At 61.3% G+C, this 11,316-nt stretch carries 10 protein-coding genes; 1 reads left to right on the top strand and 9 read right to left on the bottom strand.

The window, feature by feature from the left end; translation table 11 throughout:
• Nucleotides 1–144: 144 nt before the first annotated feature.
• From ftsH to ybgC, 9 genes are all read right to left on the bottom strand, one after another.
• Nucleotides 145–2,079 carry an ATP-dependent zinc metalloprotease FtsH gene (gene ftsH, locus EDE05_RS24585; protein ID WP_105374789.1) on the bottom strand — a complete coding sequence of 645 codons (1,935 nt, stop codon included), beginning with the start codon at nucleotides 2,077–2,079 and terminating at the stop codon, nucleotides 145–147.
• 104 nt (nucleotides 2,080–2,183) lie between these two features.
• Entirely contained in the window at nucleotides 2,184–3,569 is a 1,386-nt protein-coding gene (gene tilS / locus EDE05_RS24580; protein WP_165924118.1) for a tRNA lysidine(34) synthetase TilS, read from the bottom strand.
• An 11-nt stretch (nucleotides 3,570–3,580) separates the two neighbouring features.
• Entirely contained in the window at nucleotides 3,581–4,618 is a 1,038-nt protein-coding gene (gene ybgF, locus EDE05_RS24575; RefSeq protein ID WP_105374787.1) for a tol-pal system protein YbgF, read from the bottom strand.
• A gap of 174 nt (nucleotides 4,619–4,792) precedes the next feature.
• A complete protein-coding gene (gene pal, locus EDE05_RS24570; RefSeq protein WP_105374786.1) occupies nucleotides 4,793–5,326 on the bottom strand; it encodes a peptidoglycan-associated lipoprotein Pal in 534 nt (177 codons plus the stop codon).
• Nucleotides 5,327–5,501: 175 nt separating this feature from the next.
• Entirely contained in the window at nucleotides 5,502–6,809 is a 1,308-nt protein-coding gene (gene tolB / locus EDE05_RS24565; RefSeq protein WP_105374785.1) for a Tol-Pal system beta propeller repeat protein TolB, read from the bottom strand.
• Nucleotides 6,810–6,823: 14 nt separating this feature from the next.
• Nucleotides 6,824–7,993 carry a hypothetical protein gene (locus EDE05_RS24560; protein WP_132409305.1) on the bottom strand — a complete coding sequence of 390 codons (1,170 nt, stop codon included), beginning with the start codon at nucleotides 7,991–7,993 and terminating at the stop codon, nucleotides 6,824–6,826.
• A 10-nt stretch (nucleotides 7,994–8,003) separates the two neighbouring features.
• Nucleotides 8,004–8,459: a protein TolR gene (gene tolR / locus EDE05_RS24555; RefSeq protein WP_105374783.1), complete on the bottom strand. Its 456-nt coding sequence runs from the start codon at nucleotides 8,457–8,459 to the stop codon at nucleotides 8,004–8,006.
• A gap of 26 nt (nucleotides 8,460–8,485) precedes the next feature.
• Nucleotides 8,486–9,205, bottom strand: coding sequence for a protein TolQ (gene tolQ / locus EDE05_RS24550; protein ID WP_105374782.1), 720 nt, complete (start codon nucleotides 9,203–9,205; stop codon nucleotides 8,486–8,488).
• Nucleotides 9,206–9,456: 251 nt separating this feature from the next.
• On the bottom strand, nucleotides 9,457–9,906 hold the full coding sequence (ybgC, locus tag EDE05_RS24545; protein ID WP_105374781.1) for a tol-pal system-associated acyl-CoA thioesterase: 450 nt from the start codon (nucleotides 9,904–9,906) through the stop codon (nucleotides 9,457–9,459).
• 135 nt (nucleotides 9,907–10,041) lie between these two features.
• Here ybgC and EDE05_RS24540 point away from each other — a divergent pair, with 135 nt between their 5' ends.
• A complete protein-coding gene (locus tag EDE05_RS24540) occupies nucleotides 10,042–11,262 on the top strand; it encodes an NAD-dependent epimerase/dehydratase family protein (protein WP_105374780.1) in 1,221 nt (406 codons plus the stop codon).
• Nucleotides 11,263–11,316 lie beyond the last annotated feature (54 nt).

The raw sequence follows: 11,316 nt of genomic DNA, 5'->3' as shown, positions 1-11,316 counted from the left end.
CCCTTCCGCAGTTGCGCTTCACTTCGCTCGCCATGACCAGCTTACGGTGGGACTTCCACCCACAAGAATGCGCCCATGCTGGGCGCACAACAAAAGCCGCCGCGGAGCTACCCGCAGCGGCTTCTTCTATCCCTGTCCTTGCCTTCAATGGGGCTGAGGCTCAAGCCCGCTTTCCGGCTCCCCGCCCTTCGGCTCATCCTTCTTGGAGCCGGTAGCAGGAACTGCCGAGCCACGAGCAGGCGGCGCATCGTCGCCAAGATCACGCGACGGTTTGTGTCCCTTGAGCAGCGCCTTGATCTCCTCGCCGGACATGGTTTCGTATTCGAGAAGGCCTTCTGCCAGCGTTACGAACTCGTCGTGTTTCTCCGTCAGGATGCGCCGGGCCTCGGTATAGGCCTCGTCGATCAGGCGGCGAACTTCCGTATCGATCTTCTGGGCAGTCGATTCGGATACGTTTCTCGTCTGCGAGACGGAATGGCCGAGGAAGACTTCCTGCTGGTTTTCGCCATAGGCGACCTGGCCCAGCACATCGGAAAAGCCCCACTGCGTGACCATCGCACGGGCGAGCTTGGTGGCCTGCTCGATGTCGGAGGACGCGCCGGAAGTGATGTTCTCCTTGCCGAAGGTCAGCTCCTCGGCAACGCGGCCACCCATCATGATGACCAGGCGCGACACCATCCACTTGTAGCTCATCGAATAGCGGTCGCCTTCCGGAAGCTGCATGACCATGCCAAGCGCACGGCCGCGCGGAATGATCGTCGCCTTGTGCAGCGGATCCGCGACCGGCACGTTGAGTGCGGTTATCGCGTGGCCGGCCTCGTGATAGGCGGTGAGCTTCTTCTCCGCCTCGGTCATGGCCGAAGAGCGGCGCTCGGCGCCCATCATGATCTTGTCCTTGGCGTCTTCGAACTCGCTCATGGTGACGAGGCGCTTGTTGCGGCGCGCTGCCATCAGGGCTGCTTCGTTGACGAGGTTCATGAGGTCGGCGCCGGAGAAACCGGGCGTACCGCGGGCAAGAACCTTGAGGTCGACATTCGGCGCCAGCGGCACGTTGCGGGCATGCACCTTGAGAATGCGCTCGCGGCCGATGATGTCCGGGTTCGGCACGACGACCTGACGGTCGAAGCGGCCGGGACGCAGCAGTGCCGGGTCGAGAACGTCCGGACGGTTGGTCGCAGCGATCAGGATAATGCCTTCATTGGCTTCGAAGCCGTCCATTTCGACGAGCAACTGGTTGAGCGTCTGCTCGCGTTCGTCATTGCCCCCGCCGAGGCCGGCGCCGCGATGACGACCGACCGCGTCGATTTCGTCGATGAAGATGATGCAGGGCGCATTCTTCTTGGCCTGTTCGAACATGTCGCGGACACGGCTTGCACCGACGCCGACGAACATTTCGACGAAATCCGAACCGGAAATGGTGAAGAAGGGCACGTTCGCCTCGCCGGCAATGGCGCGGGCGAGCAGCGTTTTGCCGGTGCCGGGCGGGCCGACCAGCAGCACGCCGCGCGGGATTCGTCCGCCAAGCCGCTGGAACTTCTGCGGGTCGCGCAGGAATTCGACGATTTCCTCGAGATCCTGCTTGGCTTCGTCGACGCCTGCGACGTCCTCGAAAGTCACGCGGCCATGCGCCTCGGTCAGAAGCTTGGCCTTGGACTTGCCGAAGCCCATCGCCCCGCGCGAGCCGCCTTGCATCTGCCGCATGAAGAAGAGCCAGACGCCGAGGATCAGAAGCATCGGCAGAAGCGTGCCGATATAGCTCAGGAAACCGGAAGACCCGTCCGTTTCCGGGCGGGCCACGATGGTGACGTTCTTGGCCTGCAGCTTCTCCATCAGCGAATCATCGATGACGGGCGAATAGGTCTGAAACCCAGAGCCGCTTTCCGTGTAGGTGCCCATCACCCGGTTTCCGGTAACGACGACATCCCGCACCCGCCCCGAATCCACATCGCGCAGAAACTGCGAATAAGGAACCTCACGCGAGTTGGACTGTGTCGGTGCCGTCTGGAACATGCTGAACAATGCGACCAGCAAGAGGGCTATGATGACCCAGAGGGCGATATTGCGAATGTTTGGGTTCATTGAACTCCCCGGACTGTGACGACCAACTCTAAAGGCGGCCGCCTTGCTTGCCGCATAACATAGGGTTGCGGGAAGTCCTTGCCAAGGCGAACCGGAGCCGCCACCTAGCTTTTCCGCGCAGAATCCTTAATTGGCAGCGGGGGAAAAACGTCGCATCCGAGCAAAACCGCAATTTCGCTGCCGAGCCTAAGATCAAACTGCGGCAAAAAACGGTCGAACGGCGCCAGCACCGGCTCGACATCTATGCCGGCTGCAGATGTCTTTTCGGACAAACTGGCTGCGATCTCCCCGTTTCTTTCGTCGGGCGGAAATGACAGGGCCGCTTCGATATGCGGCATGGCCGAGGCGGCCCGCATGGCGATGGCAGGCGGTACATCGGGAAACAAGGTGGATGCCTCCTCCCGATCCGGCGCCGTCGGGCCGACAACGATCTCTTGAGGGCATCCGTTGTCGATCCGGTAGCGGCCGTCCCATATATCGGCCTCACTCGGCCGAATATGAAGCGGCAGCATGCCGCGGTTTTCGCGAACGAAATAAAGGCCGTCCCGACGAAGATCGAAGATCACCCGCCCGGCCGTCACGCGCCCCGACTGCCCGCTCTCGACAAAGGCCATGACCCGCTCCAAGCTGTCGGCGCCGAGTGCGTGTGTTCTGCCTCCTAAAACCGCGGCGAGCAGGGAGAGCGCGTGTCGGCGCAAAGCCGCTTCCGTCTTCAACCCTTCCGGTGAGAGCCGGGCCAGCACCCCATGCCGGATCGTCACATGATCGCGCAAGAACATGGCGGCGGCATCCGACAAGCTGGTTCGCCGCTCCACCGCCCGCAACCACTGGCCCGGATCAAACGATCCCTGCCCCGTCAGCTTTCCGCGCACCCTCACCCGCTCGTAATGGGAATCGAGATTGCTGGGATCTTCGATCCACCCCTGACCCTGCGACGCCAGCCATGCACGAATGTCGGCGCGGCGGGTCCTGAGGAAGGGACGAACGAGCCAGCGCCGTCGATCGAGAAGCACCGCTTCCGCCATGCCCGCGAGGCCCCGCCCGTCCTCTGCCTCGCTGCGGGCAGCCCGCATCGTCACCGTTTCGGCTTGGTCGTCAAGCGTGTGACCGGTAAGGATGGCAGTGGCGTCTACCTCGTCCGCGACCTCCAACAGGAGGCGGTAACGCGCCTCACGCGCGGCGGCGGAAACTCCGGTGGCGGGTTTGGCACCCTCCCAGCGCCGCGTCACATGGGGAATGCCAAGATCCACACAAAGGGCCAACACCGCCTTTGCCTCATCGGCCGACTCCGGTCGGAGGGCATGGTCCACAGTCGCGGCAAAAAGGGTAATGCCGGCATCTTCCCGAGCCGCTTTCGAAAGGCTGACGAGGAGGCCGGTCGAATCGCTGCCGCCGGAAACGGCGACGAGAAGACGGGCCGGTCTGACAAGATCGCGACAAAGGCGTTGGATCGCCTCGTCCGGCGACAGGATGAAGGCTGCGGCAGCCACGGAGGGCGCCGTCAGCTGCAGCGCAGCCGCTTCTGTTCGCTGCCGACCTTGGCGAGCACCGCCTTGGATGCGCTCGGATAGCGCTTCGGCACTTCGCGGAGCGTCGCACAGGCGGTTTCGGTGTTGTCGAGGGCTGCCAGCGACATGCCGAGCTTCAGCAGCATTTCAGGCGCCTTGGCCGACTTGCCGTAGTTCTGGTGGGCGTTCAGAAACGTCTTTGCCGCTTCGTTGTATTTTTCCTGCGAATACTGCGCCTCGCCGAGCCAGAAATTCGCGTCGGCAATGCGTCCACCCTTCGGATAAGCCTGGATGTAGGCCAAAAATTCCTTTTCCGCGAGCGTATAGTCGCCGGACAGCACGTGATTGTAGGCAATCTGATAGGCGTCGTTCTCGTTGCCCAGCGATGCGGTCTGCTGCGGATCGGTCCGGCCTGGGGTGGCAGTTTTGCCGGGCAGTGCGGGGCCGGTATCGACGCCCGGAAGCGCCGCCGAATTGCTGCGGTCGTTACGGGTGGCGGCGCGGGGATTACCGTTCTGGTCAAAATCGATGGAGCCGAGCGTCGTGGGCGGCGGCGCCGTCCGGCTGTCGCCCCCCTGCTGCTGGCCGATATCGCTGTCGGCAGGCGATCCGATGATGCGGGCAACGTCATCCGAGGATTGAGCCGGAGGAGCAGCTTGCGCAGGCGGAGCGCGGTTGGACGCCACGGCCGGTCCCCCGGCCGTGGTGTCAGCTTCGCTTCTCTTCTTTTTTTCCAGGTCCTGGAAACGGAACTCGTTGTCTTCCTGCGTCTTGCGCAGTTGCTCCTGCATCTGCAGCAGCTGAAAACTCATTTCCTCGATGCGGCCATTCAACTGCCGGATCTCTTCCTGGAGTTGCTGGACACGGACTGCCTCGTTGGCCTGTGCGAGAACAACCGGCGGATTATCGGCCCGCGGCTGTTCTACAGCAGACTGACTGCCGCCCTGAAAAAGTTTCGGCAGCGAGAAGGCTCCAGCCGGGCCGCCCGTTGCCATGAGCCCCAGCATCACTGCCAAGACAAGTTTCTTCATGAGTGTTCGTCCTGCTCTCTAGTGTGCACCGATTTGGCGCGAGGGGAGATTTTTCCAACTGCCGCCAAAAAGCAACCAAGTCACCAATGAAAAATCCCCGAAAACAGGGCTAAACTATGGAAAAAAGAAAAAGGCGGCTCGAAGACCGCCTTTTGTTGGGGCGAGTGGCCCGCATTACATGCCGGCGCCGCCGAGAACCGTCACTGCACGACGGTTCTGCGACCAGCAGGAAATGTCGTCGCACACGGCGACCGGGCGTTCCTTGCCGTAGGAGATCGTCTTCATGCGATTCGCCGGTACGCCGCGGGAAGCGAGATATTCCTTGGTGGCAGCAGCACGACGTGCGCCGAGGGCAAGGTTATATTCGCGCGTGCCGCGTTCGTCGGCATGGCCTTCGACGGTGATCGCGTAGTTCGGATAGCGCTGCAGCCACTGGGCCTGGCGGTCGAGCGTCTGCTGGGCGTCGGCGCGGATCGAGGTCGAGTCGGTATCGAAGAAGATGCGGTCGCCGACATTGACGGTGAAGTCCTGGCTCGAGCCGGGCGTCGCGGCACCAGCCCCGCCAAGGCCGAGTTCCCCGGCACTGTTCGGCAGGTTCTTCTTGTTGGCGCAGCCCGCGAGCGCAAGCGCGAGCGTCAGAGCGATGACGGCGGGGTTGCGAGCGAGGGTCTGCATGCGGCTCATCGCCGAAATTTCAATGCGGCTCATGGCCGGTCTCTCCTTGATCACTAATTATCAGAGTTGCCAGACTCTAACCGGGCTCGGTTAACCACGATCAAACACTTATGGTTAACGAATTATTCCGATGTCCCTTTATTGGCCCTTTCTCAACAGAATAAGGCCGGAAAGAGGCGGAAAGCCGCCTCTTTCCCGTTAACTGCCGCTATTCCAGAAGCGGCGACCAGGCGGGGTCGGATGCGTAGGACGGGGTCTTGACCTGTTGCTCGTTGTAACCGGTCAGGTCGATCGAATAGAGCTGCGGCCCACCGGCGCCGGCATTCTGACGGAAGAACATCAGCACGCGACCGTTCGGTGCCCATGTCGGACCCTCGTTGTGGAAGCCGCTCGTCAGGATACGCTCGCCCGAACCGTCCGGCTTCATCACGCCGATCGAGAACTTGCCGCCCGACTGCTTCGTAAAGGCGATCAGGTCCCCGCGCGGCGACCAAACCGGCGTCGAATAGGAACCGTCACCGAAGGAAATGCGGGTCTGGCCGGAACCGTCGGCATTCATGACATAGATCTGTGGCCTTCCGCCGCGGTCGCTCTCGAAGGCGATCCGCGCACCATCAGGCGCATAGGAAGGCGACGTGTCGATCGCCTGGGTGGAGGTCAGCCGCGTCGTGGTGCGGGAGCGCAGGTCCATCGTATAGATGTTGGAATTGCCTTCCTGCTGAAGGCTCATGATCACCTTCTGGCCATCCGGCGAGAAGCGCGGCGAGAAGGTCATGCCGGGGAAATTGCCCACGACCTCGCGCTGCCCGGTCTCCAGTTGCAGCAGATAGACGCGCGGCTGGTTGCCTTCGAAGGACATGTAGGTGATTTCCTGACGGCTCGGCGAGAAGCGCGGAGTCAGCACGATGTCCTTCGAATTGGTGAGCATGCGGACGTTGAAGCCGTCCTGGTCCATGATCGCAAGCTGGCGCTGGCGGGCATTCTTCGGCCCGCTTTCGGAAACGAAGACGACGCGGGTGTCGAAATAACCATTTTCGCCGGTGATCTGCTTGTAGATCGCGTCGGCGATGATGTGGGCCACCCGGCGCCAGTTTTCCGGCTGGGTGAAGAACTGCTGGCCGGTCATCTGCTGGCCAGAAAACGTGTCCCAGAGACGAAATTCCGCCCGAAGCCGCCCATCGCCTTCACGGGTGATGCGGCCGGTCACCAGCGCCTGCGCGTTGATGACTTTCCAGTCCTCGAAACGCGGCGCCCGGTTCGGGTCGGAGATCTTCTCGATAAAGGCGCTCTTGTTGATCGGCGCAAAAAGGCCGGAACGCTGAAGGTCCGCAGCAATGACGTGGGAGATCTGCGGCCCCAGCTCGTTGTTCGACAGGAAGTCCGTCACCGCGATCGGCAGCGGCTCGACATTGCCTTTGTTGATGTTGATTTCTACGCGAGCCTGTGCGGGCGCGGCAAACATCACGGCCATGCCGGCAAGCGCAAGCACGAGGCGGATGAAAGAACGTTTCATCATGTTACTAAAGCCTTTCAAAGCAATTCGCTCGGATCGAAGTTGACGACAACTTCACTCCAGGCGTCGTATTTGTCGGCAGGCAGGTTCTTGAACGGCGCGGACCTGCGAACCGCGCGGAGAGCGCTCGCCTCGAGCGTACGGCGGGCGTTGTCTGAGCCACCAGAGGCTTCCACTTCCGGCTCACCGACGATTTCACCAGTCTGATCGAGCCTCATCGTCACGCGGATCAGCACGCCGTCAGCACCCTCGATGCCGGCAATCACCGACCAGTTCTTCTGGATCTGGCCGCGCAGCGCGTCCATCTCGCTCTGGCTGAGCTTGGCACCGGTCGAGGGCTTGGTGCTGCCCGTTGACGCCGGCGACGACGAGCGCTTGGCCCCGCCCCCGGACGCTTCCTGCTTGTTGAGCAGCGAGGCAATCTCGTCGGCGTTGAAGTCGCTCGCTTTCGAAGACGAGGACTTGGCGGTCTCCTGCTTCTTGCCTTCCTTCTTGTCCGTCGGCTTCTCGGCAGCCTTGGCGGTTTCCGTCGGCTTTGCCGTTTCCGGTTTTTTCTCGGCGGGCTTTTCAGCCGGCTTCTCGACGGGCTTCGCCTCTTCCTTCGGCGGTTCCGGCTTCGGCTTGGCGGCCGGCAGCGGCACCGCATCCGGAAGCGGGATGTCTTCGGACTTCGCTTCGGCGGGCGCAGGCGTCGGCTCGGGTTTCGGCGGCGGAGTCGGCTCGGGCTTTGGAGGTGTCGGCGCGATCTCCGGCTTCGGCTGCGGCAGCGCGGCCATCTCGGTCGGCTTCGGCGCAGTCTCTTCCGGAACGATGTCCTTCACATCGTTCTGTTCGGGCGTCGGCGTCGGCATCGGCCGTTCGACGGGCTTCGGCGCCGCGGCAGCCTCCGTCGGCGTCGGCTTTTTGGCCGGCGTCGGTGGTGTCTTCAGATCGAGATCGTTCTCGCCGGCATTCTCGGCGTTTTCCACGACCTTCTGATTCTTGGTCTCCTTGGGAGAAGGTTTTTCAGACATGGGCGCCTTCTTGTCGCCCTGCTGCATCTGGGTAATGGATTCGACCGGTATGATATCGACCGGCAAGGCTTCGACATCGGCCACCTCGAAAGAAGCGGGCGCGCTCAGCGACACCAGTGCAGCACCGAGCACCAGCGTATGCAGGATCAGCGATGTGCCGAGACTACCTTTCATGGCGCCGCGATCACTTCTCCTGTTCCTGCAGAGTTACAAGACCGAGGTTCTTGTAACCTGCTGCAGAAATGCGGGCCATCACCTTCATGACGACGCCGTAGGCGGCTGTGGTATCGCCGCGCACATAGATGCGCTCGTTATAGCCGGTGGTGGCGATTGCCTGCAGCTTCGGCACGATCTCGTCGATGGCGATCGGCGTTTCCTGCAGATAGATTTCGCCCTGCGGATTGACCGATACGGTGATCGGCTGCGTATCCGCATTCATGGCCTTTGCCTGCGTTTCAGGCAGGTCGATCGGCACCCCGACCGTCATCATCGGCGCCGCCACCATGAAGATGATAAGCAGCACGAGCATGACGTCGACAAGCGGCGTCACGTTGATTTCGCTGATTGCTCCGCCGCGACGGCCGCCGCGCCTGCGACGCCCGCCACCCGATGCCTTTGCTCCTCCGGCCGACATACCCATGAGAGATTACTCCTTGGCCCGAACCGTTATTGCGCCGCCTGTCGCGGCTGCAGCTTCTCGTCGATCTGACGCGACAGTATGGCCGAGAATTCGTCGGCGAAACCTTCCATGCGGGCAGAAAGCTTGCCGGCATCGGCAGTGAATTTGTTGTAGGCGATGACCGCGGGGATAGCGGCGACGAGGCCGATCGCGGTGGCGAGCAGCGCTTCGGCGATACCGGGCGCCACGACCGCAAGATTGGTGGATTTCGAACCGGCGATCGCCTGGAACGAGGTCATGATGCCGACGACGGTACCGAAGAGTCCGATGAACGGACCGGCCGAGCCGATCGTTGCAAGCGAACCGAGGCGGGCTTCATAGGTTTCCGCCTCGCGAGCCATGGTGACGTCCATTGCCCGGTCGATACGCATCTGAAGGCCGATCGGCGAGCGCGCGCCGCGTTCGAAGCTCTTTTTCCACTCGCGCATGGCGGCGACGAAGATGGCGGCAAGCCCGTTGTTCGTCCGCTCCGATAGCGTGCGGTAGAGCTCCTCGAGCGACTGGCCGGACCAGAACACCTGCTCGAACTGGTCGAACTGGCGCTTGGCCTTGCCGAAGCTCACATACTTGTCGATGACGATCGCCCAGGTCCATACCGACGCGCCGATCAGACCGATCATGACCAGCTTGACGACCAGCCCGGCCTGCATGAACAGCGACCAGAGGCTGACGTCGCTCGCCGCTGCCGCCAAAACTTCGTGTTCCATCTACTATCCCCGAATCCAAACGCCCGGCTTTTAAGGACCGGGCGGGTTCAAAAGCGCGCTCTCGCGAGAATGTCGTTGATCGCCGGGTGCGCCCGCCTTAACCCCAAGATACCCTGAGTTTCCAGCTTGGCTTCTCGCTTTCAATTTTGGTCAAAGGAAGGCGTGCGTTGCACAAATTCCTCACAAGCCAGTAAGACATCATTATCGTTAAGAATGCGTTACAGGCGGGAGGTCTGCTATACTTTCACAGGCTAAACCGGATGCCCCAGAAACTTCTCCGCGATCGCTTCCGGCAAACGGCGCGGACGACCGTGCTTGTTGATGACGGCGATCACGACCTTGGCGGCAATCAGCAGCGTTTCGCCGCGTCTGATTTCCTGGTTGAGCACCATCTTGGCGCCGCCTGCCTTTTCCGTCACCGTCTGGATCGTCAGGATATCATCCATGCGGGCAGGCTGCTTGAAGTCGATCTCCATCCGGTGGACGACGAAGACGAGGCCCTCTTCATCGGCGGAAAGAAGCGCGCTCTGCTCGCAGCCGAGGCAGCGCAGATAGTCGGTGCGGCCGCGTTCCAGGAAGTGCAGATAACGGGCATGATAGACGAGGCCGGAAAAATCGGTGTCTTCGTAATAGACGCGCTGGAGAAGCCGATGGCCGCCTTCAATCAATTCGCCCGATAGCAAAAAATTGTGTTCCTGCATAAGCTTGCCTTGAAAAATTCCTGTTCACCCACTGGATGAACGTCAAGCACTGTTCCAGTTTCTGTGGACCGAACTAAGTCCTGTCATACTTCCTCCCTATCAGGAAATGTTCCAAAAACCAGCGGAGACTCCATCATGAAGATAGCAGTCCTGGGCGGCGACGGTTTTGTCGGCTGGCCGACATCGCTCCACCTGTCCGAGTGCGGCCACGAGGTCCATATCCTCGACAACCTCTCGCGCCGCTGGATCGATACCGAGCTCGGTGTCCAGTCGCTGACCCCGATGGACTCCATCCAGGAGCGCACCCGGATCTGGCATGCCGAGACCGGCCGGCGCATCCACTTCCATCTGATCGACCTTGCCAGGGACTACGAGCTCCTCAAGGGCTGGCTCGCTAAACATCGTCCGGATGCAATCGTCCATTTCGCCGAGCAACGTGCGGCGCCCTATTCCATGAAAAGCGACCGCCACAAGAACTACACGGTCAACAACAACGTCAACGCCACCCATAATCTTCTGAATGCGCTGGTCGAACTCGACCTCGATGCGCATCTGGTCCATCTCGGAACCATGGGCGTCTACGGCTATTCGACGGTCGGTGCGGCAATCCCGGAAGGCTATCTGCCGGTCGGCATCGAGACGGCGGACGGACGTGAAGTCTCCCAGGAAATCCTCTACCCCGCCAATCCCGGCTCGATCTACCACATGACCAAATGCCTGGATCAGTTGCTCTTCCAGTTCTACGCAAAGAACGACGGTCTCAGGATCACCGATTTGCACCAGGGCATCGTCTGGGGCACCCACACCGAACAGACCCGACGCCATACGCAATTGATCAATAGATTCGATTATGACGGGGATTACGGGACGGTCTTGAATCGTTTTCTCATCCAGGCGGCGATCGGTTATCCCCTCACCGTCCACGGCACCGGCGGTCAGACGCGCGCCTTCATCCACATTCAGGATTCGGTCCGCTGCATCGAGATTGCGCTGAAGAACCCGCCTGCCCGCGGCAGCCGCGTCGAGATCTTCAACCAGATGACGGAGACCCACCGGGTCCGCGACCTGGCCGAAATGATCGCGAAAATGACCGGTTCGAAGATCGCCTGGCTGCCGAACCCACGCAAGGAAGCGCCGGAAAACGAGTTGATCGTCAAGAACGAAAAGTTTCTGGGCCTCGGCCTCGAGCCCACCACGCTTGGCGAAGGACTATTGGGCGAGATCGTCGATGTTGCGAAGAAATACGCCTATCGTGTTGACAGGACTCGCGTTCCGGCCGTTTCCGCCTGGACCAGGGATATCGCGACCAAGGTCGAGCACGATCCCGAAGGCAAGCGGCTGAAATCGGTTTCGTAAAATTCGACCAGGGAGCGCCGATAGGTCTCCTCATCTATCACATCAGCTTTCGTC

It is taken from the genome of Neorhizobium sp. R1-B, assembly GCF_004368875.1.
GTDB classification, from domain to species: Bacteria; Pseudomonadota; Alphaproteobacteria; order Rhizobiales; family Rhizobiaceae; genus Neorhizobium; species Neorhizobium huautlense.
The sequence above is the reverse complement of the archived record's forward strand: the minus strand, read 5'-3'. Positions and strand labels throughout refer to the sequence as shown.

Bases quoted from the DNA above. Each gene is read 5' to 3' on its own strand.
- ftsH (WP_105374789.1), bottom strand. From the start codon at position 2,079: ATGAACCCAAACATTCGCAATATCGCCCTCTGGGTCATCATAGCCCTC.
- ybgF (WP_105374787.1), bottom strand. From the start codon at position 4,618: ATGAAGAAACTTGTCTTGGCAGTGATGCTGGGGCTCATGGCAACGGGC.
- pal (WP_105374786.1), bottom strand. From the start codon at position 5,326: ATGAGCCGCATTGAAATTTCGGCGATGAGCCGCATGCAGACCCTCGCT.
- tolB (WP_105374785.1), bottom strand. From the start codon at position 6,809: ATGATGAAACGTTCTTTCATCCGCCTCGTGCTTGCGCTTGCCGGCATG.
- EDE05_RS24560 (WP_132409305.1), bottom strand. From the start codon at position 7,993: ATGAAAGGTAGTCTCGGCACATCGCTGATCCTGCATACGCTGGTGCTC.
- tolR (WP_105374783.1), bottom strand. From the start codon at position 8,459: ATGGGTATGTCGGCCGGAGGAGCAAAGGCATCGGGTGGCGGGCGTCGC.
- tolQ (WP_105374782.1), bottom strand. From the start codon at position 9,205: ATGGAACACGAAGTTTTGGCGGCAGCGGCGAGCGACGTCAGCCTCTGG.
- ybgC (WP_105374781.1), bottom strand. From the start codon at position 9,906: ATGCAGGAACACAATTTTTTGCTATCGGGCGAATTGATTGAAGGCGGC.
- EDE05_RS24540 (WP_105374780.1), top strand. From the start codon at position 10,042: ATGAAGATAGCAGTCCTGGGCGGCGACGGTTTTGTCGGCTGGCCGACA.